Raw genomic sequence first — 25,927 nt, forward strand, 5'->3', positions numbered from 1 at the left:
TAAGTACCTTAACGAAAAATGCAATATTCATCTCAAAAAGAATACCGCACTTCTACTATAGGGACAAAATTCTCATGTCGCATTTCTCAACAGTTAAAACTAAACTCACTAACCGTGAATGTCTTATTTTTGCACTCACGGATCTAAACCTATCACCGCAAGTTCACGAAACAGCACAGCCACTAAAAGGATACTATGGCGGTTCACAAGGACAAAGTGCTGAAATCATCGTATCTGGTCGCACCATAAAAGCCCGTGCAGATATCGGTTTCAAATGGAATCAGTCAAGCGGCGTGTACGACGTAATACACGACAGTTATGAAACAGTAAAGAAGCTGGGCAAAGACTTTTTCAGCAATAAACTAATGCTGGCTTATGGACAACGGATGGTTCGATCCATTGCTGCCGAGTTACAAGAGCAGTTTGGTGAATGCGCGATTAGTGAAGAAACCAATGGAACCGTGCAAACTCTACGCCTAACCTTTGCCGGACATCAAGAAGTTAAACAATTTGCACGGAGATAAATTATGGAACGCTCAATACTGATTCATTTTGACAGCGCTACTGGTGAAGTTCGTGTTGAGGCTGAGGGGTTTGAGGATTTGAATTGTTTATTAGCTACGCAACCGTTTGAATCCGCTTTGGGAGTTGTGAGCGAGAGCGATCGCACTTACAAGGATGAAGCCCAAACCCAACAACTTCGGACTACAAACAGTAATCAAACACGTTTGCGTCAGTAATCAACACGGGGGAATCAAGTTTCTTCCCCCTTAAAAATAATCATGAACGAACTAGCTAAAGAATACCCCTTTATCCATGTATACGCCCAGCAAAAACCACGCCAGCCCGTAATCATCAAAGCGAATACTGAAGGGCTGTGTGTGCTATTGAATTCCATCGTTAGCGCGATTGCCTACCAAGAGAACAACGGTACAGCAGAAGTTTTTGACGGCGATGCCGAAGTTTATGAAGTAGTCGTGAGACTTGTTAATACTCACGATGAACTAGCTCCACTACCTTATCAAAAACAATGAAACTCTCAAATCTACTCTCCACACTCGATTCACAAATCCCTATCGCTGCGGTTGATGTGCTGTCTCCTGATGAAGCGACGATTATTCAGTGGCTGACTACAGAGGCATTGAGCAAGCTCTCAAGTCCAGTGTTCTTCTGGAATCTCGGAGTATCAACTTTGGAGCAATGTTTAATCGCAGCAGATGGGGGATTGGTATTTAAGCCAGTCGCAGAGTACAAAAGACCTCCACAGGCTGATCCATTGTTATATGTGTTTGATTACATTGCGAATTTTAGTGGGAATGGTGTATTTATCCTCGGAGATATTCACCCCTTTATTGCTAAGAACTCACCCCAATTGAGTTGGGAGATTTTATCCAAAGTCAAAAACCTTTACCACAGGTTAAAACCCACAGATAAACGCATTGTATTGTTGGGTCAGAACATACAACTACACGAATCCCTAGTCAGATTGATTCCTTATTGTGAAGTCCCTTTACCGAGTATTGACCAAATACTTGAACATATCAATTCTTATTTGCATGACCTACAACAGTCAGCTATTGAACAGGAATTGACTTTTACTATTTCCCTAGAAAATGCTGAGAAAGAAACCCTTTCTCGTGCAGCACTGGGTTTAACTTTAGAAGAAATTAGTGATTTCCTTCGGTTAACAGTCAAAGAAAACTTAACTAATGATGGTGTCGTCGTTGACACTGATTTTATTCCCAAAGCCGTCGAGTACAAAACTCGGCTACTGTCTCAAATGGGTATTGAGTTGGGTAAACCTGCGACAATCGCATTCGGCGGTTTGGATCTACTGCGCGAATGGCTGACTCGGCGGCGGCGGCTATTCACACAAGAGGCGCGAAGTCTCTCGTTACCCCAACCAAAAGGTGTATTGCTGGCTGGCCCACCCGGAACAGGAAAATCCCACTGTGCCAAAAACATCGCTAGCATACTCAATCTACCACTTCTGCAACTTGATATTGCGTCCCTTCTAGGTTCACTAGTTGGCGAATCCGAAGGTAATGTTAAACGCGCATTGAAAACAGCATCCGCGATCGCACCTTGTGTTTTGTTTATTGATGAGGTCGAAAAAGCACTTTCAGGTCAGGGCGATACAAGCGGTGTTTCTCAACGCATCCTCGGTACTTTGCTTACGTTCATGAGTGAGTGTACTGCTGGGGTATTTATTGTAGCGACTTGCAATGACCCATCAGCATTACCAAGTGAGTTTAAGCGCAAAGGTAGGTTTGATGAGGCTTTCTTTGTTGACTTGCCCACAGAACCAGAACGAATCCAGATTCTAGGGATTCATCTACAACGCTTTGGCATTCATCTGGAATCGGAGTATTTGGAGGCGATCGCAGCTTCCACCGCGAAGTTTTCAGGGGCAGAACTCGAAACCCTCGCTTCGGAAGCTGCTTTGCTGGCATTTGATGAGGGTAGACCGCAGCAGGTAACGCTTGCTGATCTCGAAACCTGCCGCCAAACCATAACCCCACTTGCCATTCAGGACGCTGCGGCAGTTGAGCGTATGCAGGCTTGGGCATCCACTGCACGACGGGCTAGTAGCCATTAAAAGAACACTACACCTTGCTTTGATGGGGCAATGCCCAGAAGTTAGTGAATTGACAGGGTAAGAAACATGGAAATCTATTTAGTTTTTGTTGACGCAATTCAGAACAGCAATAAATTCTGGGCGGCCATTGTCGAAGATGGTAATTTAACAGTGCAGTGGGGCAGAGTCGGTTATCAAGCGCAAACAAAAGTCCACACATTAGCCAATCATCAAAGAGCCGTCGCTAAATTTCATAATCTGGTAGCAGAAAAGAAAGGCAAAGGCTACAGCGAAAGTCAGCCACAGATGGATGGTGAGCGTAGTATTCCAGATATTAGACGAGCGATACAACTGCTGAATACTATACGTCCGGCTGTTGCTCTCCAGAATTTTGGTGATAGCTACATATCTGCTCTTAATGAATATCTGAAAATTGTTCCAACACCTTTAGGGATGCAAATTGACTACCACAGAGTTTACCGCACAGTAGCAGATATCGACTATCAGCGAGAGTTACTCAACTCACTGTTAACTACCTCTGCGCCACAAGTTGCTGCGGTGGCTATTGCTACTCCACAAAGTACTGTAGAACCCAAGGTAGTCAGTCTCAAGACTATTAGTAAGAATTTCTGGCGACATTTGTAATTTTAAAGGCCCGGATGTAAGCTTTTGATAAAAATAGGAGCAAAAAGAATGTCTAATACAGTAATACTACATTACGATTATTCATGTGAAGAGGACGAAGAATTAAGTTGGTTGTGGATAGCAGAAATGAAAGAGCCAGGACTACCTGAACCTTATTGCTATTCCCTGCTTTTTAGCGCCGAAGGAACTCATGCAGCAGCGCTAATTAGAAATTTTCAGCCTTTATCTGGAGATAAAGCACAAGAGTATGCCAAGCAATTAGCTTTTGGCTAAATAAAAAATAGAAATTTAAAATCAAAAAAACGGTAGATTTTTAATTAACCTACCGTTTTTTATGTATGTTGAATGATCTACTTAAAAGTCAAGTGAGATTTTTCATTGCTTTCTTGTCTTGGTGAATTTGAATATTTATTTTTCCACAGGTGTTAATTTTAAAGGATACAATGGCTCCAAGCCATTTAATTGCCAAATTCTAAATACCAATACAGCAGCCACAGTTAACCATACACAAGAAAATGATAAAGTCATTCCTGCTAGAGGATTAGTTTGCCAATAAATTGCCGTCACCACTACAGCAGATAACCAAGGACCTAAAATAACTACAGGGACAGCAGCACCTAATCTCCGTTCTACAGTAAAAATCGTATTCCAAGTATCCCCTAAAGCCAGATGTACCACAAATAAAATTAAAGGTAGCACTAAAAATTGATGATTCATCTGCTGCCAAACTAATACAGAAGAAATTACCCGCAAAACGGCGATTATCATCCAAACTATGGGAAATACTAAAGGTGGAGGAGACCATCTTGGTCTGATTACCTGATCATAAGTCTGACGAGAACGAGTATTATCTAAAAGAGAAAAAATTCGGGAACGGATACTTAATATAGCAAAAAATAATCCAGTAAATAAAGTGCTAAACCAAGTGGGAAAAGAATAATTATTATCAATCATAATTACTAATTTTCCCATGACCAGCAACACAAGAATCATGACTACGATTTGTAGAATAGTCCCTAGTGTATAAACTAAAACTGCTCTGATATCTAGTTCTTGTCTCGTAGCTATTGATGTATTTGGATACCGTTGTTGATTACCAGTTTTTACTCCCATGACTGTATTGACAAACTTTTCAAGTATTCCTGGATTATTGGATTCATTCATAATTAAGAGATTGTGCGTAGTTTGTAATTATTAGTAATCAGTTATTATCTGATAGTCTAACACTTACAAATAATGTTTTTTCAAAGCGTAAATAAAAATAAATGGCGGCGAAAAAGGTGAATTCACGAGAGACTGTTAGGCTTACCAAGTGGCTGCTTTCCCTGAAAGGGTTGTCGTAGGCGATCGCTACTCATTCCACTTCAGCAACGCCCCATCCACACAAGCAATACCCCACTGTGGAAACTTCGCCAGCAGTTTTTTGATCGCGATCACCACCGCCGGATCATCATTCCAGCACGAGAGCAAAAAGTCAAAGCCCGGATTCTGAAGAGAATTCGCCGCAACGCGTGAGTTTCTGCATACGCTCCGGTCGCATATTTGACAAAAGCTACAATCGCCTCATGCGACCATTTATCAGCATTTGACACGGACGCGGCGGAATTTTCACCCTCATCGAGAAATAGCTAACCTTAGTGCCATTCCACTATAGCTAATGGTCTATTGAGTAGTACCAATAGCAGATTTCAATTGAAGTTTAATATTTGTACCTTTTTTCAGGGCAACTTCTCCACCAGGGCTAGACAAAACAAAAGCAGCCGCACTTTTCAGGGTTTTTCGGTTATTTTTATGGAAAACCTGGTTCAAAATCCTTGAAAGCCTTATCGGGAAAGTATTTCTGGATGATACTTGTAGAGCTATGAGATTTTTTCAGCGATCGCTCGTATAAATAATCACGGTGAAGAATTAGGGCTTTTGACGTAGTAACGAAATATATGTATTGAAGTGAGAAATATTAGTTGCAATTAATACCTTTGAAATTGGGAAAAAATTCGAGAGCTGCACAAGATACCAGCATCGGATCTTCAATGGGAGGATTTGTATGTGCAACAATGTGAGCAGCAGTAACTTTTTTAAAAGTCCATGACAAATTATATTTTCTGGAATTAGCGATTCTTTTCACCTGAGTGTAAAAATATTCCCCACGATTCAAACGATTAGAACCTTGTTTGGCATCACAACTATAAGTATCATGTTCACCTGAGAGAGGTTTATTGTCTTTCGTACCCAAAATTATAGTCATTGGTGTGCTGAACGCCGTTTTTAATTCCACAGGTGGCAGTTGATTTCCAGTCTGTTTTCTCAAGCCACAGGGATACTCCATATATTTGTCAGGTACAGTATAGGAACCAGCTTCCGCAGCAACAGCTTTTCTGATCCGTGCATGAGGCATAAAAATAACCATCCGATGTACAAATTGCGCTCCAGCAGAATGACCGTATATATAGTAAGTACTTAACTGAAGTTTTTCACTTTTCTTCACAAAATCAAAAATATTTTCAATGTCGGAAAAACACAGGAATAGACAACTCAGCACCTTTAACTTGATAGACAAAACAACCCTGTCCTGTTGTTAATAATCTGGAAGTACAATTATCTTGTTCAAAGTTTTTGGAATCAGCCTGAGATATTTGAACTAAATGAGCAAAATAAAAGTAAACAAATATACTCGCAGCAATCGCAACAAATTGTTTCATAAATAAAAGCTTTTAGGAAAAATTTTATCGAGGCGTTCGTAATCAGTACAGTATCATTTAATGATGAAGTCTCCTAGTAAATATGAAATGGGGGTATGGCTACGATTTTTTAGCGCTAGCTCACCCATTCCAATCAACCAGCACCCCATCTACATGAGCGATACCCCACTGCGGAAACTTCGCCAATAGCTTCTTGCTCACAATCTGCTTTCGTCGTAATACTTTATCTCTTTGAAGAAACTAATACTTAAATACTCCGTAAGAAGTAGAATAAATATTCTTTAGTCGTAGTAATATCATGACAAAGATTAAGCACAATTTTTATACACCTGAATAAAAATCGGAGTAGTACTAATGGCTACATTTACCGTTACTAATACCAACAATAGTGGTGCTGGTTCACTACGGCAGGAAATTCTAGATGCTAATGCTCTGTCAGGAAAAGACATCATCAATTTTGGTGGACTCTTTAATGACGGACTTGCTCATCCCATCAGTTTGACTGGTAGTGGTCTAAGTATCACAGATGACCTTACCATTCAAGGTACAAATCCCAACTTACTAACTATTAAGGATGATAGTGCATCGCGGGTTTTTGATATTACCAGTGGCGTAACATCTGCAATCAACGGGCTGACTATTACCAATAAATACAGTGGCACAGCAGGAGGCGGTGCTATCTCTAATGAAGGCGTTTTTACCTTAAGTAATAGCATCGTCACTGGCAACACTGCAAACGATGGTGGCGGCATTTATAACACTGGCACTCTCACGGTAAACCACAGTACCATCTCTGAGAATACTGCAACCGAAGGCGGAGGTATTTTCAACGAAGCCAGCTTGACCCTAAACTTCAGCACCATTACTCGCAACACAGCAGTTGATGGCGGCGGCATTGAAAACAGCTATAGCAATGCCACTATAACAACCGTGAACTATGGCACGATCACTGGCAACACTGCTGAACACGCCGGCGGCATTGATAACTCTGGCAGCATAACTCTAAATCACAGTAGCATTACTCACAACACAGCATCCGACGACGGCGGCGCCATTCTCAACTCTGGCAGTCTGAGCGTCAACTACAGCAACATTAGTAGCAACATAGTAAAGGTCAGTGGCAGCCCCGATTCCTTCTCTGGTAGCGGAGGAGGCATTTTTAACTACTCTGGCAGCCTGACCCTGAACCACAGCACCATTAATGACAACATAGCACTTAATGGTGGCGGAATCTATATGTACATCACTACAGACTTCGACACCGTAAATCTATTAGTGAGCAACAGTAGTATTAGTTCGCTAATATTACATACGACGGCTTAGGCATCGTTAAGGTGAGTGATAGTACTATTAGTGACAATCAGGCACACTTAGGCGGTGGCATCTACAATAATGCAACCTTAACAGTAGGCAACAGCATTATCAAGCACAATAAAGCTTTCGGAATCGAACTTAGTTCTGGTAAAAAAGAGTCTGGTAAGGGTGGCGGTATTTACAATAACTCTACTTACTATGCCACTGCTACACTGAACTACAGCACCATTGCTTGTAACTTTGACACTCCACAAGAAGATTCAACTAAGTTTATCAAGGTCGATAATCTTGTAGGTAATTTCATCAAGAAAGGTTCATTGGTCAAAGTTTAAAACCATATTCTTTTTGTGACATCTCCGACACTGTAACCCAATACGGTTCAGTATCGGAGATGTCAAACCAATTCGCAATTCGCAAGTCGCACTCTTGCTGCGCCCCGCTACGTTAACGCAATTATTACCAATTCCCCACTGCGGAAACTTCGCCAGCAGCTTCTTGGTCACAATCTGCTTTCGCCGGATCGTCACTCTAACACGAGAGCAAGTACTCAAAACCCGGATTCTGCACCGAATTCGCTGCCACTTTGAGTTTCTGCATACGCTCTGGTCGCACATTTGACAAAAGCAACAATCGCCTCATGCGACCACTTTTCAGCGCTGGGGACAGGCGCGGCGGAACTTTCACTCTGATGAACAGCTTTGACTTCTCCACCTGAAACTGAATTTTCAACCCTCAACGAAGCTGAATTTCCCTGTTCTAATTGCTCCCGTGTTTGATTAGCGATGGCTACGCCCGCCGCAGGCATCGCTTCCTTGTCAGAAAATTCATTTTCGACAACGGGCGCGGCGGAATTTGTTTAAGTGCCGCTAAACAGCCTGTATTTTCGTGTTGTCGTTGGATTGATAACCCTTGTAAACTCTTTTTCTATCGTTTGGCTGATTAATTTTTCTGATGACCCCAAGATAATAAACAGGTATAAAATATCTAAGAAAAAACTGTGGCTGAAGAATTAAAGAAGGGCGATAAAGTGAAGTGGAATACGGCACAGGGCGAAACTACTGGTAAGGTAGAAAAGAAATTAACTTCGCCTATAGATATCAGTGGACATCATGTTGCTGCCTCAGAAGATAATCCACAGTATTTAGTTAAAAGTGACAAAACTGTTATTACGGGTAACTTGCTTAGTTTACGTCTCGTTACTTGACAGGTTAGCTAGGTTTTGGCGTAAAATTGCAAGTGATTGCTCAAAGAATTGACCATCTGGCAAAGCTGCCCAATTAATTAGAGTGACAGCAAGTGTCATACTGTCTAATTTTTCTGGTGCGCCTCAGCTACTTTTAAACTGGCTTGGTGCTTGTAACGGGGAAGAACAGGAAGCTATTATTCAGCTAAGAGAAAAAATATTGAGTTTTGACGAGCGTATTCAAGAAGAAATTGAAGGAACAAATACAATTCGATATTCTAGAGGCAAAAGCAAGCCAGTAGCCGAAATTTGCTATCAAAGGACTAAAAGTAAGCTAGCAGTCTTCTTGTGGTTGCCAACCCCTACATCCAGAAGGAAAGAAGTAATCGGTAGAATCAGGCTTTGGCTCAATGGGCAAATAGTTACTAATGTTGGTCACATACCAGAAGGTATGGGTAAAATGAAGCTCGAATCCGAATGGAATGCGATGCCACGCGAAAAACGCCCTGGTAATTACTATCATCAGAAGTATTTACCACTTCATGCTGGAATCTACAACAATTTTTTACAACAAAATTTTCAAAACCCTGTCCTTTTAGAAGCTCTTGTTGATTTAGCGCTTACGAAGTGGCTAGTTAGAATTTGATCATCTAGAAATTGCTGATTATTTGGGAGGTGTATTAAGCGTGTGGTTTTGGTCACAAGACTCAGTTAAATACGACATATTCAAGCAATATGAACGAGCTTTGATTGCCATTGGGGTAAACTTTTCGCTCGAAGAAGTTCAAATATCTCTAGAAGGTTGCACATACGGACTAGAGGATGCTTTAAGAAGCACGATTGACTATGTGCTGTGGCTAGAAAAGAATGATTTACAATTTTTTCCGAACGCGATTTTAATTAGTGCAGTGCGTGAGCAATGGAAGCCAAAAGCATGGCGTGATGAGTACCTGGAACTGCCACTGTTACAATCGGCAGGACAAAGATGGTGGAATGCCGCAGTTTCTCAGTGGGAGTATGATGTGCGTAATCGGCTGGTTGCTGATGTGTTTTACGACAATGGGCAAGAATTCATCCAATTCACCAACGGCAAGGAAATGTTGGTAGAGACTGCTTGGCGTTGGGAGTGGGAACGAGTGCTGGAGTATGCGAGTAGTTGAAGGGCGATCGCGTTACTCATTTCAGTCAACCAATTCCCCATTATGGGAACTTACTCAACAGTTTTTTAATTACAATCTGCAAGGGCGGATTATTATTCCAGTACTCTGAAAAATACTATTAACCTTGGTTTTCTCTTAAAACTATTTCACAATTTTAAGTTATTTTCAGAGAAAATATTATGTATAAATACGGTACTTTCTGTATTAAATTTAATTTATGCTAAATAAGCAATAGTTTTTGTATTCAAAATTTATAAATATAATTCTTTAGCACTAACTATGAAAGAATTTGGGTTAACTAAGTTTGGGAAGAAATTAAATAACCTCCAATTGTACTCATAATAGCTAAATTTATCCAACAGTATTTTACTTTTTAATCCTATGGGATGGAATTATGACGGCAGGGGCAACCCATCACCAGCTACGAAAGCAAGACAAAGTGCAGCCCGGCGAGCGGCTCGTGAATGTGCAAAAGCTCGGCGTAATCTTGAAAGATACCAGCGACAAAGAGAAGCAGAACAACGGCGTAAACAACGCCAGTCTGCTCTCACTATGAGAGAGCTAGCAAAAGAGTCAAAATTACGAGCGAAAATGCAAGAATTAGAACTTGCTAAATATGAAGTGCAAGTTTATGAAAACCGTATAGATTGTCTTCTATCAGTTCATAAAGAATGCGGTGAAGAGTGGGATTGGATTCTAATTCCTAATTCTCAACCACCAATTAAACCTGAAAAATTAAATACACATGAAATTGCTGCTCAACTTAAATTATCTCAATTTAAGCCTACGCTTTGTGACAAATTATTTAGACGTGTTAAAACTAAGCAAGCTACCTTTCGTGAGGTTTCCTGGAACCCTTGCTCTGATTGAGTTCTATTTAAAATAGATGCTTGATTTAAAGCACCCATTTCTTCACAGCCAGCATCTATCTCTGAATCCCCAGCATAAGATTCTCGTTTTTCAGGATTTGGTTCTTGTTTTTCAGAATTGGCTTTCTCCCAAAATTCCTTCATCCGGCTACCATGTAAATTCTGCACCATCCACTTCACTGTCTCCCGGCCATCCTGTATCGACTTATCCGGCTTGAAAATGAATAGTCCACTATCGGACAAAACTTTCTTGGCTTGAATGAAAGTACTGTAACCCATTCCAGTAGAAAGAGGCATCCACCGAGAACCGTAAGGATCAGCCGTCCAACACTCCTGCCACAATTGCGTAACTGATGGCTTTTGCTGGGAAGCCCACAGCATATCTTCTATGGGAATAATCACATGAAGCCTTTTATACGGTGACTGTGGTTTAGTGGCAGCCTTTTTGGGCTTGGGTCTTGTAATAGTTGCGGTCATTGTACAATCTCCTGTTTATGTTGACCTTTTTTGAATTCAAAATTCAAAATGCAAAATTAATAAGAAAACTAATTTTTAATTGATTAATTTTGGGTACAGGCTCCCACTGATTGCCATTTTGAATTCATAATTTTGAATTTTGAATTGTTTTGACGCACGGAAATTTCCCCCACTGTGATGCGGGGCTTGGTACTTGTATTCAGTTGTCTAAAAAATCACTCTTTACACTGGAAGCCTAGTGAGGTTCCCAGAATCGCAACTCATTCAAGAAATACCTACTTGTTTTTCTTCCTTCTTCTTTCCAGTGATCCCAAGCAACCAGCACCTCGTCCTCGCCCAAATCCTCTACAACTTCACCTCTAGCGTTATATAAGGTGTAGTAAGGGTCAGCATAAGCAACGATAGAACCGACTTGGATCACCGGAGGATGAGAAGCTTTTTCTAGAGATTTGATTAATTCTGTTTCCTCAGTGGTAAGTTCTGCCCAATAGTCCTGTTTAATCACCTCGTACTCTTGCGCCACTGCCCAATAGTCCTGCCAAGTAGACCCCGGCTTTACAAGCACTGCCCTAATGTCACTAACCGCCTGTGGCAACATTGACAATTGCTCGGCTCGATAGGCGATCGCAGATGGTGTCGGCTCACTCCCCAGAATTATCGCCGCAGCTTCCAACGCTTGGGTATTGTTCATTGCGCTGGCAAGATTCTTCAACGCCATACCCATGAGCCGCAGACATTCTTGGGCGTTTTCCTTGGGCGGTTCCTGCGCTAGCGATCGCAAATCAATGGTTTTCTCTAACGCCTGTTTCACCTGCTTGTTTAATGCTTTAGTCGCCTGTTGGGTCATAGTATTTCCCCATTGTTGAGAAGGACGTTCTTCTACGGCGTGTTCTAGTTCCTGAATGCGAGAAAGAAGTTGTTGATTTTCAGTCTCCAACTGCCGTAGAGATTCCATCTCATCTAAGCGCTGCTGCAATTGAATATTCTGCTCCCTCTGCTGCTTGTACAGACTTTGCAAGGATAAGATTTGTTCTTGTACCTGGGCTTCGGCTCTAGCTCCTGCTTCGGCTTGTAGTCCAATTCTCAATTCCTGCTCTAGGCGCTCTAACTCCTGCTGGTGTTGCTCTTTGATTTGAGCGATCGCTTCGGTATATTCTGCGGGGTAAGTGCGTTCTCTTGGGAATGGAACGCTTGGGGCATCTAAATCAGCATTGTTAACCAACAGCCTCTCGCCATCAGCAAAGGTGACAATCTGTTGCCAATGATTTGGAGCCGAAGCTTCAATGATTCCCTCTTCCCCATACCTTGGGTGTGACTGTTGTGAAACTGTGACAATAGCTTTTTGAGGAACCACTGGTTCTTGAATTTTGGGAACCATTGGTTCCTGAGTAGATTGCTTTTTGCGTGGAAGTTGAGGAACCACAATATTTGCAGCAGCCGCAAAGTCTGATTCGCTGGGGGAGGGGTTATCTTTGAGAGCGATCGCTACAGCAGCTTTAAGTTTCTCTGGTTCCTTAACCAAGCGTAGTAACGGACGAGCTTGACGCTCGTTTTTAATGTGTCCCCCCAATTCGCCAACCGTGTCAATGACTTTCTTTGCCCCTAACAACTGATTGATTCGTCGGTAGCCGCCCCAGGCAGATAATTCGCTTTGGCAGTATTCCTCAAAGTTCTTGTACCCTGCTTCGAGGTACATCTGCTGTTCGCGCATCTGGAGGATTTCATTGACCGCTTGCCATTCAAATCTGTCGATGGCGGTGAAGGTTTCCTTGATGCTGCTGTTGAGGTCGGTGTAGTCAAGCTCTGTTGTTTGTTCTCTGTCTAGTGTCAGCATATCTCTTGCCCACTATGTATGGTAAATGCTTGAAAGTTGGGGTGTTGCAGTTTAACCAAAGTGAACCGAGGAGATACTGAAGGGTGTTTGCCCAAAAATGTGTCAGCATTGTAATAAGCTCACTTTGTGATCAACGGATTGAGCAGGCGATCGCGTTGCTTTGACCGGCGGCGATCGCTTTATGCTGCAATATCCTCAGTTACTTCTTTATCAGTTTTAGGAAGTTGGTGTTTTGCTATAGCGATTCCCTTACTTAGTTTCTGTTGATTTTTTTCCGCCCTCTCCGCATCGTTATCTGGGATATAAATCAGTAAGTCTCCAGGTTGACAATCAAGAAATTGACAAATATCGTTTAGCCGATCAGGTGACATCCGGGGCATGGTATCAGTTTTCCGTAATCTGTAAACAGAGGTTTCGGTGATGCCGATACCTTCCGCCAGGTCTTTATTTCTGACTCTTTTTTGGGCCATGATTTCATTCAGCTTCCAGCGAATCACTCTTTTATCCATCGTCATTACTCCACAATCCTAATATTCATAGTGGAAAAACGATTAATCTTCTTTTAGCGTCTACAGCCTTATTATACATAAGACTACTATTAACATAACTGTCACTACTAAAAATATTCGTGAGATATTGACAAAAACATACGCCTCACGTATATTTATAAATATAAGGGCAAGGAAATGCAACCGCCTGCACCCGAACGCAAAAAGGGTTTGCAAATTACCAAACTTAACTAATTTCAATCAACCACAAAACCAAGTGCCACCGGGACTAGCAGCCGTCAGCCAAACTTGTAATGCTCAAGCCAGCGAGGATGATCTCGATGACCTACCAAGTCTTAAAAAACTGGTTATTTAGTGCCATTCGTCTAGAAATCAAAGATTTTACAGCAAAGCTGAATTTAGTAGAGTGTCCTCTTCCGAACACAGCACTTCCTTACACATCCCCTGATGCGGCTGTCTGCTGTCTTGATAATGCTCTTAGCAACTAGCTTTGATGGCTACGCCAAATCAAGAAAGAGAGCGTTGTGCTAAACCACAACGTTGTTTGCACATATAACAAAAGCGATCGCTCATGTCTGGAAAACTCAGCGATCGCCTTTTCCCCAATTACGGAGATTTCTATTATGACGTATGCAACATATACACAGCAAGCAATTCCTAGTTCTTCTGTTGATGAACAAACCTTAGCCCAAGCTGAACTATACAGCCACCTCGAATCCCAAGCCGAAGCTGTAGCCTCAACCCAAGATCCTCTCACCAGCAGAGATCGCCGCATCATTGGCGAGATTATCGAAGTCCAACCCGAATCAGTTCGGACGATCTGGATCGAAGGCGGAATCACGGTATGGGCGCAATTAGTCGGTGGCGGACGGCTACCCTTCGACCGAGACTAGTTCGCTACAAGAGTTGCAGAAGTCAAAGCGACATTACCGGAAACGCCACTAGAACGAAACGAACGATTGAGCGATGAATTAGAAGAAGCCTGCACTGTTTTTGGTCTGTACCACGGCGAGATTGATTGGCTCTCGTTTAGCACCAAACTCTACCAAGACGGGCATTTGGTTGGCTTCATCGGGTGCAATCAAGAAGGCTGGTACGCAAAACCCAGACAATACGGACTCAATCGCGTGGCTGCTAGTGCTGAACAAGTGATTGCGTCGCTGGGAGTTCGGGCGGCAGTAGCGGCGTAAGTTGCTGAAGGTAGAAAGGGCGATTGCACACCAAAAGAATTGCAATCACCAACGAGGTTAATCTCGAATAATGTTATATCGAATAATGCAGGTGTGATGGAGATAGAAATTAATGATGAAGACCCTGGCTTTCATTCAATCATTGAGGAATTAACTATTGAAATTGAGCCAGGAATTGTTGGTGTAAAAGCTAGCGATTTATGTCAAAGCCTCAGTATTGAGATGGTTGATACTAATCAAAATAATTGACAACCAATATTTACCAAATTCGACATCTTATGAAATTCACAACTGTATCTGTTAGCTACTCTAGAAAATTTAATCTAGGCGACTACGAATCGCTGGAACTAGGCTGTTCTCTCTGGGCGCAAGTCGAGGATGGGGAAGACGCTGATGGAATAACCCAATTCCTCTATCACCAAGCCAAAGCTTCAGTCAAACTTGCGGCAATGCCTGTGTTAAAAACCTCAGAGTTTCAGATAAATAAGGCTAAGTCTCGCAAAAAAGTGTCCGGTGATGTCAATGAAAGTGATTGGTAAAACAGGATCTGGATAATGCAAGAACTAATCAAAGCTTTAATCAAGGCAAAGGCAGAGTTTAATCCCATTCAAAAAGACGGGACTAATCCTCACTACAAGCGCAAATATGCAACACTAGATGCTGTATTAGATGCTGTCACCCCCAGACTTAGTAAATATGGATTAGTAATAATCCAAACTACTGAAATCTTTGAAGGTAAAACCGTGCTACGGACTCATATTTTTCATGAATCTGGGGAAAATATCACCAGCACTTATCCTCTACCCGAAATTAGTGATTCTCAAAAGTTTGGTGCAGCATTAACTTATGCACGACGATATGCGATTTGTGCAATTTTATCGGTGACTGCTGACGAAGATAATGATGCTGAAAGTGCAACTACTCCTCAAAAATCTGAACAGCCACAGAATAACATTAGACCCCGCAAAGACAATCAACAGTATAGAGTCCAGCCACCAAAACAAGCTGTAACTGCACCATCAATCAGCCCAAAAGATTTGCGAGTCAAAGAAGTTCGCACACTTTTAAATTATCCACTCGATTTAGTCAAAGAATGGCTGCATTCTCAAAATGTTACGAGTCCGAGTGAGCTTGATACTACCAAGATTGATGAACTAGTGAAAACCATGTGTTTGGCTTGGACTGGTAATAAGTTTGGACACCCGAATCATGCTGCTAACTCTTATCAGAAACACGTAATCGATGCTGTATTGCGAGGTGTTTCTGAGATGGAAGCAATTCAAGCATGGATGGAAGGAGCGCTTGCACAATTACCTGAACTCAATTGAAAAGAAAAATCATACTTCAAACTAGGGGTAGAGAAAAAGATGAATCTTTGGTCAAGAATGGATTTAATTGCATTAACAAATGAACGCTTTCTAGGAGACTTTTACGATTTCATTTCTGATTACAGTGGCGGATGGATGATTAAGTTTTTGTATCTGATTAAAGTAAATGTTGCTCTCTGGTTTGGATGGGAGTCACAGCCGGAATATGACGATTGGCATTGGGGACTGGGGTATTTTGGAGAGGAATACCGACAAGACTGGAATGCACCAATGGGAGCTTGTGATTGGTCAGAAATCTGTACTCCCGTCAGTTTTCTAAAATGGCAATATGGCATCGGTGAAAACTCGAATTATTAGTAAAATTTATCCAATATACGAGGGAGAAAAATTCTTGACCGAATATGATTATCTTCGCGCGTTTGTTATGGATCGATTTGATTCTGAGGTAACAACAGAAGTAGATCCACTTCATGATCAACACAAGCTGAGCAAATGGAGAAGACGATGAGACTCGTTGAGCGACATATAATTAAAACAAGTCACGTTTCATACAAAGAAATAAATGATTTATGTTGGCGCTCAAAAAACCTGTACAACTATGCTAACTATTTGGTGCGCCAGTCATTTATCTTTGAAAATAAGTATCTGAACAATGTTGCGATATTTCATCTGGTAAAGCAGCATGAATCTTATCAAGCATTACCGCGCAAAGTTAGTAATCAAGTGTTGATAGTCTTGCATAGAAATTGGAAGTCATTTTTTGAGGCAACAAAAGCCTACAATCAAGACCCGTCAAAGTTTTTAGGTCGCCCTAAGCTTCCAAAATACAAGGATAAAGAGAACGGTCGTAATATCCTAATTTATGAATTGGGTGCGATTTCAAAGCCAGCACTGAGAAAAGGTATCGTCAAACTATCTCAAACGAACATTGAAGTTTCAACCTCAGTTAGTAATGTTAGAGAGGTTAGAGTTATTCCCAAATCTGGGCAGTACGTTGTAGAGGTTGTTTACGAAAAGGAACCAGAACCAAAAGAGTTAAATCAAAGTTGGGTAGCGGGTATTGATATTGGATTAGATAACTTAGCGGCGTTAACTTCAAACAAACCTGGGTTTAAACCAGTACTTGTTAATGGACGACCGCTAAAGTCAATCAACCAGCAATACAACAAAATTAAGGCTAAATTCCAATCACAGTTGAAGGGAAATGCTAAGAGTTACCGGAGAATCAACGCCCTAACTTCTAAACGAAATAACCGAGTCGATAATTATCTGCACAATGCAAGTCGATGGATTATTGACCATTTGGTGTCCGAGGGAATTGGGACACTGGTTATTGGGAAAAACGAGCAATGGAAACAGGAAATTAACCTTGGTACAAAAACTAATCAGAACTTCGTAAGTATTCCTCATGCTCGTTTTATTGAGCAGTTGCAATACAAAGCTGTGTTAGTTGGTATGACCGTTTTGGTTGACGAAGAATCCTACACTTCTGCATCCTCGTTCCTTGATTTAGATCCAATTCCCGTTTACAAGAAAGGTGAAAAACATACTTTCAGTGGTAAACGAGTTAAACGTGCTTGGTACAAATCCAAGGATGGTAGGCTAATTCATGCAGATATCAATGGAAGTCTGAATATCACAAGAAAGGTAGTCCCAGCGGCTTTTAGCTTAGGGATAGAGGGTATTGCAGTTTACCCATTCCGCTTAACACCGGGAAAAGTGGCTTGAGGACATTTGTCCATAAAGTTATTAACTGTACAACTTATTGCGATGTCAGAGCAGGAAAACTATGACTACTCAAACTACAAACATTAATCTTGATTCACCTAGCTTAGTGCTTGACACTATTTTCGTTTGGAAAGGAGCCGGACATGAACTACAGCAAAGTAATCCAAAGTACTGGGATAGTAAATGTCATCTGCTAATTTATCAAGAATATTCCATGCCGAGCATTGTCTTATGTTCGGATTTAGATGAACAAGACACGGGGACAAGCATTACTAATTCTGCGGAGGGTCTAGCTACATTGATTTGGCGAAAATACCAGAATACTGTGTTATCGTCAGGTCGCTATCTGGGGGATAATTTTCTATTTATCGAGCATTATCCTCGCAATAAAATAAGTAAAAACGAAGAACCAGAAGATTTTTCTTTAGTGCAATTTAATTGGGATGGTCAACGTTTTAGCCAACCACGTTGGAGTCCTTTAACTCCAAACATTGTGCTGGCTTTGATTCAACAGCATAAGCTCAAAGATTAAAACTGAAAGCGCGATTGCATTCAATCATCAGTGTGCGATCGCTAAAAGTGTTCATTTCTCAGATATGCCAACTGGTCAAGGAATTTTTTTCAATGCACATCATTTACAAATCATAGAGTCATAGTCAAGATTATGCCGAGAAAATCCACTCATCCCACCCCTACTGACCAGTCCTCACTGTGCCTACAGTATCTCCGTCGTTGTGGAGGTAGCGCACGATTGGGCAGTATAAACTTCAGTCTTAGCCTGATTCAAACACTGGTCAATCAAAAGTTAGTGAAGATTAAGAATACTGGTGCGGGATTTTTTGTTGAATTGGAGGATGCCAAATGAAAACACAGAAAGCGATTTATCAATCATCCTTGCCTTCTAACACTCGTAATAAATTAGTTCTACGCCGGACTCGAAAGAGATTCAACCCCAAAATTTTCATCAACCGCACCATAGAAACAACTGCAATTGTCTCCCTGCTTTTTACCGGATTTACAGGAGCAGGGGCAATGGGGTGCTGGGGAATGGAGATTGCTATGAGTTCTCGAAATTGGCAGCATCAGAAGAACATTTGTTTGGGGATGATGTTAGTTAGTTTTTCAGGCTTATTGGGCAGTGCTTTGATTGGAGCGAGTTTCAGTATTCGTCAGGACAAGTTTTAGGAGGAACAAGGATGGAAATCAAATTAACCACATCAGAAATTCGAGCCATATTGCAAGGTTGTCAATATACGTTGCGGCTTGTGGGGAGTAGTCGAGATTATCGTAAAATTCAATCGTCAGAACATTTTTGTACCTCAAACGATGTGGTGCTAAATGATGCGTTCAATATTTTGGGAGATATAGTCAACGCAATCGAGCAGGTAGAGCAATTTTCTCAACAAGGAGAATCCAGTCATGGAACAGGAAATTAAAAATGCAATTGGTTTCGGCAATCCTGAACTCGTAATAGAGTCGAAACCAAAACCTGAACCAGAGCCAAAGCCAAAGCCAACAGTAACGATTTACGACTTCAGCGCTTTGTTATCCAAATACGAACCGCCGAAAAAACAACGATGAACAAAAAACAGTTGATCCTCAATTGTGCCATTGCAGTTTTCGCCTTTTCCACTACTTTAAGTGGCTCTCTCCTGGTTTTTGGGCAAAAGAAACCGAACTATTTCAACATCACAATACCTGCTCTTTCACAGCGAGGCTGGCTTTTGGTTTAGCAGGTGTCCCTGAACCGCATCCTAGTTGCAGTTCGGGCGTATCTATTATTCTACCAGGAAGTACTTCTTCTAATAGATGACTTGTTCAGAGGGAAAGGGATAATGCTGAAGGGTTTATTTTTCTGATCACTGATTAGGAGACTATTAGATGAAAAGTGTTTTGCTAGGGAATCAAGGATTGGAAGTTTCAAGGATCGGACTTGGTTGCATGGGAATGTCTGAGTTTTACAGCGGTCGTGATGAAATTGAGGCGATCGCTACTATCCACCGTGCATTAGAACTTGGGGTAAATTTCCTCGACACTGCTGATATGTATGGCCCGTTTACCAACGAGCAATTAGTAGGCAAAGCAATTATTGATCGTCGAGACAAAGTAGTATTAGCAACCAAGTTTGGTAATGTCCGTACTGAAGACGGCGGTTGGAAAGGCGTTAGTGGCAGGCCAGAATATGTCCATCAATCTTGTGATGCTTCACTTAAACGGCTGGGGATTGAGACAATTGACCTCTATTATCAACATCGGGTCGATCCTAATGTGCCAATAGAAGATACCGTAGGAGCAATGGCAGAGTTAGTCAAACTTGGTAAAGTGCGCTATCTAGGACTTTCCGAAGCTGCTCCGGCGACAATTCGACGGGCGCAGGCAACCCACCCAATTACTGCACTTCAAACAGAGTATTCTTTGTGGAGCCGCGACCCAGAAGATGAAATTTTATCTACTGTACGAGAGTTAGGAATTGGTTTTGTGGCTTACAGTCCGCTTAGTCACACCTAGCCAACTTGCTCTCTTATGGCTATTAGCTCAAGGTGAAGATATTATCCCAATTCCTGGTACAAAGCGACGCACCTATTTGGAGGAAAACATTGCAGCTACTTCCATGACTCTTACATCAGATGAACTCGCTCAAATTGAGGCAGTTGCACCAAAAGGGATTACCGCAGGCTTACGCTACCCTGATATGAGTACTGTTAATCGTTAAGTTAGTTACCGAACTGGTAAGTAAGTTTTCATTCCCAGTTCAAATAAGTTAGCTGAAACAGCAAGAAATTTCACGTCTCAACCGATAAGGGAGCATGAGATTAATTGCGCGTGAGTTGACGAGCCCACGGCTTGAAGCCGTGGGATGAGTTACCAAGTTACCAAGCTACAGGTTCACCAAGATGGAAAAACCCACCACTGGGGCCATCATTTGGCAATATCGCTAATTCAACACCAGTTTTCGCACCTGATGCGATGTCCATCATTGCACCTTCACCACCTAATTCCGTTTTTACCCAACCCGGATGAGCGCTATTAATCTTCACCGGAGTATTACGTAACTCATGAGCCAAATGAATCGTGAATGAGTTCACTGCTGCCTTAGAAGCATTGTAAGCAAATGGTTTGGAATCATAGATGAATGAATTGGGGTCAGAATGAAGTGTTAACGAGCCTTCAATACTCGACATATTCACAATTCGACCGCTAGGGCTATTCAATATTAACGGCAATGCTCGTTGAGTTAATTCCACTAAGCCAAAAAAGTTGGTGCTAAATGTCTGTCGAATAATGTCTACAGAAATAGAACTAGCATTACTGGTTAACCAATCACCATCTAAAAACACACCTGCGTTATTGATCAAGACATCAAGTTTCCCAAAAGAGTTACTAATTTGTTGAACAGCAGATTCAATTTGATTGCTATCAGTGACATTCAGGGCAATTGGGTGAGCTATTACTCCTTCATTCTCTAAGTTACTTGCTGCTGTTTTAGCTGCATCTAAGTTTCGGGCCGCTATCAGAATTGTCAATCCATGTTGTCCGAGTTGGCGACTCATTTCCAGCCCCAGACCTTTATTTGCACCAGTAATCAAAGCTACTTTGTTCTTTAGTTCGTCCTGCACCATGATTAAGCACTCCTGTGTGTAGTGATAAATTTAGATCACATTTCAGAACAAAATGTTTAAGCTGAGTTTAAATACTGGCTTAATCGTCCCACAAAGTCTAAATATTGGAAACCTAGAAGAAAGGCTAGGTAAAACAGCACACACTTGTTGGCAAAACAAAAAGTAATTCAAATAGGATTATTGCGATGAGCTTGACTATGCTGAGATTTTTTCACCAATAGCTTGATGTATAATTTCTTTCTTTAACGAATCTGCTGCGACTGCTGCAATGGTTTCCCAATCTTCTTGTTTTAATAACACCCCAAGCAGTTCGCGCAGTATCTCTCGATTAGAAATGAATTCTTCGCCATAAAGTTCATCATTTTCCAGAGTAGCAAGTATGTATTCTCTTACCTCTGGTGTCGGCAATCTAAACTTTTCAAGTATTCTTTCTCTTGCAGCAATGACTGCAATTTTCGTAGCTGTCCCTAAATTCCAATTATTCAGCAACAACCGCACTTCTCTATTTAGAGAAATACGCAACGTCGTGAAGCGTCCCCAAAGTTCTAGATTGCCCATTAAGGAACCAAATGCTGACCCCCAATCTAATCCAGCCCCAATGTTGCCACCAACTTTATCCTCAGCTTCAACACTTTTTCTTAAAGATTCTTCATCAAATAATTGACTCATTTAGCTTTACTACCTCATACAGGAGAACGAAAAACTCCATACTCAAAATAAACTAGTTCATCGTAATCTTCATCCTCTCCGACATCAATCATGCCTTGGTTATCATAAAATTCTTCTACTCCCGGTAGTGAATGTAACCCTACTCTGCCCTCATAACCTAGCTCTAAACTGCGAGTTCTGGCAAACGCCAAAAATGCAGTTCCAACACCTTTTAATTTTGGCGGACGTTGGATATATAACCGATTCCAAGGTGCGGTAGCTATGCCATCAATATATATCAAGCGTTTTCCCTCTTGTAGACGAGAACCGTGCATTTGGGTTTCAATCAGCATTAATCCTTGAGTTTCATCTTCGTATTCAATCGCATAGCCTTCGTGGTTTGCTTGTCTATTAATGACAAACTCCAGTTTAAACTCCCAGTCCCAAAATTTATCTGATTGCTCGTGCAGTTTTAATTGTTCTTTCCACTTGTTGGCATAATCATCGACGTGCTTTTGCCATAGCTCCACTAAATCTGCTTCCACAATCGTGTTATCTTGACCGCGAATTAGTTTTACCAGAAGCATTGCACCAAAATTACCCATGAACTAATTGTATCAATCTCATTAATCAGCATTATGCTCTGTTTCTTGCAACCAACTTAAAATAGTCAACGCTAACTCCCAGGATTCGCGCCGCTCCCAATTAGGTAAATTATTCAGTACGCGTGCAAGGAATATTGCTGGGTTTTCCAATTCCCCACCACGAGCCGCAACACCATCCCTAACGAGTGCCCCCAAAGTGGCAGCTTGATTCCCTTTATAGTCAGGCTGTCTCTTAATCTCCTCAACAATCCAGTCTGGTACTGTGATTGTTTTAAATCCTGGCTTCGGCATACACAACAGAGAAATAATATAAAGATAGTACGGCAGTTTACGTTATGTTTGCAAATATTTGTGCGGTATGGTACGTTAAAATAATTCGCAATTACGTTTTGTGGCCGGGATTTAGATTTAGGCGTTCAATTCGTATTGCTTGATAGAAGCTCTTAACTTAAATTCCCACCACTTCTTAAAAATGGACTACTCACACAATAGCTTCACAAATAGTAGGAGCAATCATGAAAAATATTGGTATTAAGCCAATACATCCTAAAGAATTTAAAAGAGTTCATAATTTTTCGACTTACCAAATGAGTCGTTTGTCAGGTTACTCAGTCGAGGCACTAAAAAACTGGTTAGCGGATGAAAGTAGCTCCAGATTTGTCGAACCAAAGCCGTATGTACTTAATCATTTTGGGGCGATTCATAGTTACTTATTAAGAAGTTAGTGTTTCCCAAACACTAAGTCATTAGAAAAACCCTCCCCACCAGTCGGTGGTTTTTTTATTATTAGTATTATCAGTACCGGAATTCAATCGGAACTCAACCGGAATTCAATCGGAACTCAGTCGGAACTCAGCAGGAACTCAATCGGAACTCTAGGAGCCGAAACCATTGCTAATTCAAGGAAGCTGTGTAGTTGAACAATTGTTAACACGAGAGGAGGCAGCCAGACAATTGGAGCCATCAGTTGGAATTAGACAGTTCCAAAAGTATTTGGACTTAGCTTCTTTGTACTTGCCAGAATTTGAAGATTTTCGGGACGAAGATAATGGAGGGCTAAACGGACGAGCAAAGTTGACAAACTGGCATTTACCTGTGCTTCAAAGAATTAGAAGTTACGTTTTAGTCAAAGGTTCTTTGAAGAAGGTGGCAATTGAATTAAAAAATCACCCCGAAAAGTTTTTAGGAGCGTAAATCATGATTGTTAAAGAATTCGCACAAGCTCTCAAAAAAGTACCTGGAAAAGTAGTTGATGAGCTGCGCCGTCAATATCCAGAGCAAAAATGGACGGTCGATTCACCAGTTCCAGAGGAGATTTTAGCTAGATTTCAAGATATTACCAATAGTGAAAGATTACAGCCTCAACAATCACCTGTAGCAGATATACCCGAAGCCACAATCACTAAAGCTGACGAAGCAATTCAACAAGCCTCATACAAGTTAACTGCGGCTGATAAAGAGACTATTTCTGGTGCTATAGCCGTTCAAAATGAGCAATCTAAGATTTTGGGTGCATCGACTGGTGTCACAGGAGCTTTGTTGTTCATGGAATCCTTGATTGGAGCCAAGGGGACGGTATTGGATGCCTTTGCTGAACAATCCATGTTGGAAGTCGATAACCAGATTACCGAGATAGATCAGAGTTTGATTAATTTGGCAGAAGAAGCCTCAACAAGGCTGGGGAAGTCCATCCAAAAAAAGGAACTACTCAAAGCGCGACTCAATTTGTTGCGGGAGAGAGTTTCTTCGATGGGGACACAGATCCGATTTTAGAAGCTTATAAAACAGTGGCGGCATTGTTACAAATCCAAAATGAAACTGTTGCCACTGTTGCCGAAATCCGACTGCTTCAAGAACTATTAACTCATCAAAGGAAAAATCAAGTTATGGATATTCTCAGTACCGGATTGTTTGCTACTTCAGTTGTTGGCGCTTTAGGTGGCAGTGCATATCTCGTTGGTAGCGTTGTCGCTACTGGATTAATTGGTAGTGGGATGTTCATACCGTTGGGATTACTTGTTGGTGCAGGATTGACATTTCTGGGACGGGCATCGAGGCAAGAGTGATGGGCGGGAGTGTTTCATAAAACTGTTTCACAGCACTGTTTCATGAAACTGTTTCAACGGTTTCATCAGTGTTTCAGGGCGTGAAACAGCGTGAAACAGCATTCTCCCAGCGTGAAACGTGAAACATGAAACACGAAACAACAGTCCATTCCTTGCTCGAAAGGCATTATAAAGGGTAGTGTTTCATCCAACTGTTTCACAGCACTGTTTCACGAAACTGTTTCAACGGTTTCATCAGTGTTTCAGGGCGTGAAACAGCATGAAACAGCATTCCCCCAGCATGAAACATCAAACGTGAAACATGAAACACTAGACAATTCCTTGCTCGAAAGCCGTTATGAAGGGTAGTGTTTCATCCAACTGTTTCACAGCACTGTTTCATGAAACGTTTCAACGGTTTCATCAGTGTTTCAGGGCGTGAAACATGAAACACCTTATTAAAGATATGTGTGAAACATGGGAAAAATTTGTACTAAGAACGCGCTATAGCACAGCAGTCTCATGTATAAGAAACAACTGTACTTAGCTTTGGCTGGTGTTGGCATCTGCATATTGCCTGTAATCATCCCCTTAGTACCCAAGTTGGGGGCTTATGCAGAGCTTCAACGGCTAAAAGCCTCAGAAGAATTAGAACGTTCCCGCATAGAAGAACGGGCTAAAACCAGTGATGCCTTGTATGAGGCGGGAGTGATGCCCACAACTCGAAAGTTGAGAATTACCAATTACTTTGACAACAGTAAACGCAATCCCAGACCAGACACAACCCTATATCTTGATGATGAGATTATTGATGTTTTTGATGCGACGGGCAGGTGTATTGGACGAATTGAAGAAGGAATTTGGAAGTGGAAGCACAAAGCCAAAAAGATTTGTAAAAGCGTTCAAAATATCAAACCAGTGAGGAAAAAGTAATGGCTAATAGTTCATCAAGTGCGGAAACTAATAGTACTGGCAACAGCGATAGTAAGCCTAAAGGTAAGAAGCGATCGCTTGGTGAAATCATCGATTTTTGTGCCAAGGCTATAGTGATGATTGTCGGTTTACCCATTAGGGCTGCCGCCGCGATTGTCAATCAGTTTGTTGCTAACGGTGGTGCGGGTCGTGCATTAGTTGGCGGGATTTTATTTATCGGCGGTTCCATAATCAGTGCTGATTCAACTTGGCAATTAATCTTTACTGGGCCGCCTGTTTTACCCTGGTTTGAGCCGACTTGGAATTGGCTAAATGTGCCGTTTGCACTGTTCAACCCGTTTTTTTACCTGGCATTCATAATTTCTGTAGGCGTTCAGGTAATCGAAGCCCACGCCCTACGGGGTAAGAACCCAGATTCAGCACGACGGGAACTTCAAGACCACATGGTTTATGACCTTGAAACTAAGCCTAGTAGTCTATGTCATTAGTTTTGATGGGTTGGATAGATTCGTGAAAGTTTAATTCTCGCATCATCTATCCGAAAGCGCCAATTAACACAAAC

At 41.6% G+C, this 25,927-nt stretch carries 41 protein-coding genes and 1 pseudogene; 31 read left to right on the plus strand and 11 right to left on the minus strand.

What is annotated here, in order from left to right:
• Positions 1–74: 74 nt before the first annotated feature.
• From V7K27_RS32480 to V7K27_RS32505, 6 genes are all read left to right on the plus strand, one after another.
• Positions 75–524 (plus strand): DUF1257 domain-containing protein, encoded by a 450-nt coding sequence (locus V7K27_RS32480; protein WP_334952777.1) that lies wholly within the window; start codon positions 75–77, stop codon positions 522–524.
• Between the two features lie 3 nt (positions 525–527).
• Positions 528–740: a DUF2997 domain-containing protein gene (locus V7K27_RS32485; protein ID WP_334952779.1), complete on the plus strand. Its 213-nt coding sequence runs from the start codon at positions 528–530 to the stop codon at positions 738–740.
• A 42-nt stretch (positions 741–782) separates the two neighbouring features.
• The gene (locus V7K27_RS32490; RefSeq protein WP_334952780.1) at positions 783–1,034 is read left to right on the plus strand and encodes a hypothetical protein; all 252 of its coding nucleotides are present in this window, start codon (positions 783–785) and stop codon (positions 1,032–1,034) included.
• The gene (locus V7K27_RS32495; protein WP_334952781.1) at positions 1,031–2,599 is read left to right on the plus strand and encodes an AAA family ATPase; all 1,569 of its coding nucleotides are present in this window, start codon (positions 1,031–1,033) and stop codon (positions 2,597–2,599) included. The genes V7K27_RS32490 and V7K27_RS32495 overlap by 4 nt, the downstream gene beginning before the upstream one ends.
• A gap of 66 nt (positions 2,600–2,665) precedes the next feature.
• A complete protein-coding gene (locus tag V7K27_RS32500; protein WP_334952782.1) occupies positions 2,666–3,223 on the plus strand; it encodes a WGR domain-containing protein in 558 nt (185 codons plus the stop codon).
• A 48-nt stretch (positions 3,224–3,271) separates the two neighbouring features.
• Positions 3,272–3,496 (plus strand): hypothetical protein, encoded by a 225-nt coding sequence (locus V7K27_RS32505; RefSeq protein WP_334952783.1) that lies wholly within the window; start codon positions 3,272–3,274, stop codon positions 3,494–3,496.
• A gap of 135 nt (positions 3,497–3,631) precedes the next feature.
• Here V7K27_RS32505 and V7K27_RS32510 read toward each other — a convergent pair whose 3' ends face one another.
• The 3 genes from V7K27_RS32510 to V7K27_RS32520 all read right to left on the minus strand — a co-directional run bounded on the left by V7K27_RS32510 (position 3,632) and on the right by V7K27_RS32520 (position 5,780).
• Positions 3,632–4,387 carry a TspO/MBR family protein gene (locus tag V7K27_RS32510; protein ID WP_292792476.1) on the minus strand — a complete coding sequence of 252 codons (756 nt, stop codon included), beginning with the start codon at positions 4,385–4,387 and terminating at the stop codon, positions 3,632–3,634.
• 498 nt (positions 4,388–4,885) lie between these two features.
• Positions 4,886–5,032, minus strand: coding sequence for a hypothetical protein (locus tag V7K27_RS32515; protein ID WP_334952784.1), 147 nt, complete (start codon positions 5,030–5,032; stop codon positions 4,886–4,888).
• Positions 5,033–5,180: 148 nt separating this feature from the next.
• Positions 5,181–5,780, minus strand: coding sequence for a hypothetical protein (locus tag V7K27_RS32520; RefSeq protein ID WP_334952786.1), 600 nt, complete (start codon positions 5,778–5,780; stop codon positions 5,181–5,183).
• A gap of 496 nt (positions 5,781–6,276) precedes the next feature.
• On the opposite strand from V7K27_RS32520, the gene V7K27_RS32525 reads away from it, so the two are divergent.
• Together V7K27_RS32525 and V7K27_RS32530 are read left to right on the plus strand one after the other, a co-directional pair.
• Positions 6,277–7,245 (plus strand): hypothetical protein, encoded by a 969-nt coding sequence (locus tag V7K27_RS32525; RefSeq protein WP_334952787.1) that lies wholly within the window; start codon positions 6,277–6,279, stop codon positions 7,243–7,245.
• A gap of 11 nt (positions 7,246–7,256) precedes the next feature.
• Complete coding sequence (locus V7K27_RS32530) at positions 7,257–7,568, plus strand: hypothetical protein (RefSeq protein ID WP_334952788.1); 312 nt, start codon at positions 7,257–7,259, stop codon at positions 7,566–7,568.
• 215 nt (positions 7,569–7,783) lie between these two features.
• Here V7K27_RS32530 and V7K27_RS32535 read toward each other — a convergent pair whose 3' ends face one another.
• Positions 7,784–8,041 (minus strand): hypothetical protein, encoded by a 258-nt coding sequence (locus V7K27_RS32535; RefSeq protein ID WP_334952789.1) that lies wholly within the window; start codon positions 8,039–8,041, stop codon positions 7,784–7,786.
• A gap of 192 nt (positions 8,042–8,233) precedes the next feature.
• Here V7K27_RS32535 and V7K27_RS32540 point away from each other — a divergent pair, with 192 nt between their 5' ends.
• The 4 genes from V7K27_RS32540 to V7K27_RS32555 all read left to right on the plus strand — a co-directional run bounded on the left by V7K27_RS32540 (position 8,234) and on the right by V7K27_RS32555 (position 10,135).
• Positions 8,234–8,440 carry a DUF2945 domain-containing protein gene (locus V7K27_RS32540; protein ID WP_334952790.1) on the plus strand — a complete coding sequence of 69 codons (207 nt, stop codon included), beginning with the start codon at positions 8,234–8,236 and terminating at the stop codon, positions 8,438–8,440.
• Positions 8,441–8,522: 82 nt separating this feature from the next.
• Complete coding sequence (locus tag V7K27_RS32545) at positions 8,523–9,065, plus strand: hypothetical protein (protein ID WP_334952791.1); 543 nt, start codon at positions 8,523–8,525, stop codon at positions 9,063–9,065.
• A 40-nt stretch (positions 9,066–9,105) separates the two neighbouring features.
• Positions 9,106–9,579: a hypothetical protein gene (locus V7K27_RS32550; RefSeq protein WP_334952793.1), complete on the plus strand. Its 474-nt coding sequence runs from the start codon at positions 9,106–9,108 to the stop codon at positions 9,577–9,579.
• 394 nt (positions 9,580–9,973) lie between these two features.
• Positions 9,974–10,135, plus strand: coding sequence for a hypothetical protein (locus V7K27_RS32555; protein WP_334952794.1), 162 nt, complete (start codon positions 9,974–9,976; stop codon positions 10,133–10,135).
• A 217-nt stretch (positions 10,136–10,352) separates the two neighbouring features.
• Here the strand turns inward: V7K27_RS32555 and V7K27_RS32560 are convergent, their stop codons facing one another.
• The 3 genes from V7K27_RS32560 to V7K27_RS32570 form a co-directional block, all read right to left on the minus strand.
• Positions 10,353–10,925, minus strand: a complete 573-nt coding sequence (locus tag V7K27_RS32560) for a hypothetical protein (RefSeq protein WP_334952795.1) — start codon at positions 10,923–10,925, stop codon at positions 10,353–10,355.
• 235 nt (positions 10,926–11,160) lie between these two features.
• On the minus strand, positions 11,161–12,759 hold the full coding sequence (locus tag V7K27_RS32565) for a hypothetical protein (RefSeq protein WP_334952797.1): 1,599 nt from the start codon (positions 12,757–12,759) through the stop codon (positions 11,161–11,163).
• Positions 12,760–12,938: 179 nt separating this feature from the next.
• On the minus strand, positions 12,939–13,268 hold the full coding sequence (locus tag V7K27_RS32570; RefSeq protein WP_334952798.1) for a helix-turn-helix domain-containing protein: 330 nt from the start codon (positions 13,266–13,268) through the stop codon (positions 12,939–12,941).
• Positions 13,269–13,588: 320 nt separating this feature from the next.
• On the opposite strand from V7K27_RS32570, the gene V7K27_RS32575 reads away from it, so the two are divergent.
• From V7K27_RS32575 to V7K27_RS32640, 14 genes and pseudogenes are all read left to right on the plus strand, one after another.
• Positions 13,589–13,756 carry a hypothetical protein gene (locus V7K27_RS32575; RefSeq protein WP_292843889.1) on the plus strand — a complete coding sequence of 56 codons (168 nt, stop codon included), beginning with the start codon at positions 13,589–13,591 and terminating at the stop codon, positions 13,754–13,756.
• A 36-nt stretch (positions 13,757–13,792) separates the two neighbouring features.
• Entirely contained in the window at positions 13,793–14,161 is a 369-nt protein-coding gene (locus tag V7K27_RS32580) for a hypothetical protein (protein WP_334952800.1), read from the plus strand.
• 66 nt (positions 14,162–14,227) lie between these two features.
• On the plus strand, positions 14,228–14,458 hold the full coding sequence (locus V7K27_RS32585) for a hypothetical protein (protein WP_334952802.1): 231 nt from the start codon (positions 14,228–14,230) through the stop codon (positions 14,456–14,458).
• 39 nt (positions 14,459–14,497) lie between these two features.
• Positions 14,498–14,707 (plus strand): hypothetical protein, encoded by a 210-nt coding sequence (locus V7K27_RS32590; RefSeq protein WP_334952803.1) that lies wholly within the window; start codon positions 14,498–14,500, stop codon positions 14,705–14,707.
• A gap of 29 nt (positions 14,708–14,736) precedes the next feature.
• Positions 14,737–14,997: a hypothetical protein gene (locus tag V7K27_RS32595; protein WP_196524403.1), complete on the plus strand. Its 261-nt coding sequence runs from the start codon at positions 14,737–14,739 to the stop codon at positions 14,995–14,997.
• Positions 14,998–15,012: 15 nt separating this feature from the next.
• Positions 15,013–15,786: an ERF family protein gene (locus tag V7K27_RS32600; RefSeq protein ID WP_334952805.1), complete on the plus strand. Its 774-nt coding sequence runs from the start codon at positions 15,013–15,015 to the stop codon at positions 15,784–15,786.
• A gap of 39 nt (positions 15,787–15,825) precedes the next feature.
• Positions 15,826–16,143 (plus strand): hypothetical protein, encoded by a 318-nt coding sequence (locus V7K27_RS32605; RefSeq protein WP_334952806.1) that lies wholly within the window; start codon positions 15,826–15,828, stop codon positions 16,141–16,143.
• 147 nt (positions 16,144–16,290) lie between these two features.
• The gene (locus V7K27_RS32610; RefSeq protein WP_334952807.1) at positions 16,291–17,514 is read left to right on the plus strand and encodes an RNA-guided endonuclease InsQ/TnpB family protein; all 1,224 of its coding nucleotides are present in this window, start codon (positions 16,291–16,293) and stop codon (positions 17,512–17,514) included.
• A 61-nt stretch (positions 17,515–17,575) separates the two neighbouring features.
• On the plus strand, positions 17,576–18,046 hold the full coding sequence (locus V7K27_RS32615) for a hypothetical protein (protein ID WP_334952808.1): 471 nt from the start codon (positions 17,576–17,578) through the stop codon (positions 18,044–18,046).
• Positions 18,047–18,178: 132 nt separating this feature from the next.
• Positions 18,179–18,379: a hypothetical protein gene (locus tag V7K27_RS32620; protein ID WP_334952809.1), complete on the plus strand. Its 201-nt coding sequence runs from the start codon at positions 18,179–18,181 to the stop codon at positions 18,377–18,379.
• Positions 18,376–18,699 (plus strand): hypothetical protein, encoded by a 324-nt coding sequence (locus tag V7K27_RS32625; RefSeq protein WP_334952810.1) that lies wholly within the window; start codon positions 18,376–18,378, stop codon positions 18,697–18,699. Before V7K27_RS32620 ends, V7K27_RS32625 begins: the two co-directional genes overlap by 4 nt.
• Before the next feature lie 11 nt (positions 18,700–18,710).
• Positions 18,711–18,950 carry a hypothetical protein gene (locus V7K27_RS32630; protein ID WP_334952811.1) on the plus strand — a complete coding sequence of 80 codons (240 nt, stop codon included), beginning with the start codon at positions 18,711–18,713 and terminating at the stop codon, positions 18,948–18,950.
• Positions 18,934–19,095: a hypothetical protein gene (locus V7K27_RS32635; RefSeq protein ID WP_334952812.1), complete on the plus strand. Its 162-nt coding sequence runs from the start codon at positions 18,934–18,936 to the stop codon at positions 19,093–19,095. Before V7K27_RS32630 ends, V7K27_RS32635 begins: the two co-directional genes overlap by 17 nt.
• 300 nt (positions 19,096–19,395) lie before the next feature.
• Positions 19,396–20,227 (plus strand): annotated as a pseudogene (locus tag V7K27_RS32640) (aldo/keto reductase).
• A 157-nt stretch (positions 20,228–20,384) separates the two neighbouring features.
• Here the strand turns inward: V7K27_RS32640 and V7K27_RS32645 are convergent.
• The 4 genes from V7K27_RS32645 to V7K27_RS32660 all read right to left on the minus strand — a co-directional run bounded on the left by V7K27_RS32645 (position 20,385) and on the right by V7K27_RS32660 (position 22,678).
• Positions 20,385–21,134: an SDR family oxidoreductase gene (locus tag V7K27_RS32645; protein ID WP_334952813.1), complete on the minus strand. Its 750-nt coding sequence runs from the start codon at positions 21,132–21,134 to the stop codon at positions 20,385–20,387.
• Between the two features lie 195 nt (positions 21,135–21,329).
• Positions 21,330–21,803 carry a hypothetical protein gene (locus tag V7K27_RS32650; protein WP_334952814.1) on the minus strand — a complete coding sequence of 158 codons (474 nt, stop codon included), beginning with the start codon at positions 21,801–21,803 and terminating at the stop codon, positions 21,330–21,332.
• A gap of 14 nt (positions 21,804–21,817) precedes the next feature.
• Positions 21,818–22,387: a GNAT family N-acetyltransferase gene (locus tag V7K27_RS32655; protein WP_334952815.1), complete on the minus strand. Its 570-nt coding sequence runs from the start codon at positions 22,385–22,387 to the stop codon at positions 21,818–21,820.
• 21 nt (positions 22,388–22,408) lie between these two features.
• Positions 22,409–22,678, minus strand: a complete 270-nt coding sequence (locus V7K27_RS32660) for a hypothetical protein (protein WP_334952816.1) — start codon at positions 22,676–22,678, stop codon at positions 22,409–22,411.
• A gap of 600 nt (positions 22,679–23,278) precedes the next feature.
• Between V7K27_RS32660 and V7K27_RS32665 the strand changes: the two genes are divergently transcribed.
• The 5 genes from V7K27_RS32665 (at position 23,279) to V7K27_RS32685 (ending at position 25,853) form a co-directional block, all read left to right on the plus strand.
• Entirely contained in the window at positions 23,279–23,581 is a 303-nt protein-coding gene (locus V7K27_RS32665) for a hypothetical protein (RefSeq protein ID WP_334952817.1), read from the plus strand.
• 3 nt (positions 23,582–23,584) lie between these two features.
• Positions 23,585–24,160: a hypothetical protein gene (locus tag V7K27_RS32670; RefSeq protein ID WP_334952818.1), complete on the plus strand. Its 576-nt coding sequence runs from the start codon at positions 23,585–23,587 to the stop codon at positions 24,158–24,160.
• Between the two features lie 14 nt (positions 24,161–24,174).
• Positions 24,175–24,453: a hypothetical protein gene (locus V7K27_RS32675; protein WP_334952819.1), complete on the plus strand. Its 279-nt coding sequence runs from the start codon at positions 24,175–24,177 to the stop codon at positions 24,451–24,453.
• A gap of 501 nt (positions 24,454–24,954) precedes the next feature.
• Complete coding sequence (locus V7K27_RS32680; RefSeq protein WP_334952820.1) at positions 24,955–25,365, plus strand: hypothetical protein; 411 nt, start codon at positions 24,955–24,957, stop codon at positions 25,363–25,365.
• Positions 25,365–25,853, plus strand: a complete 489-nt coding sequence (locus V7K27_RS32685; protein ID WP_334952821.1) for a hypothetical protein — start codon at positions 25,365–25,367, stop codon at positions 25,851–25,853. The genes V7K27_RS32680 and V7K27_RS32685 overlap by 1 nt, the downstream gene beginning before the upstream one ends.
• Positions 25,854–25,927: the final 74 nt, after the last annotated feature.

Source organism: Nostoc sp., from assembly GCF_036919575.1.
GTDB lineage: Bacteria > Cyanobacteriota > Cyanobacteriia > Cyanobacteriales > Nostocaceae > Nostoc.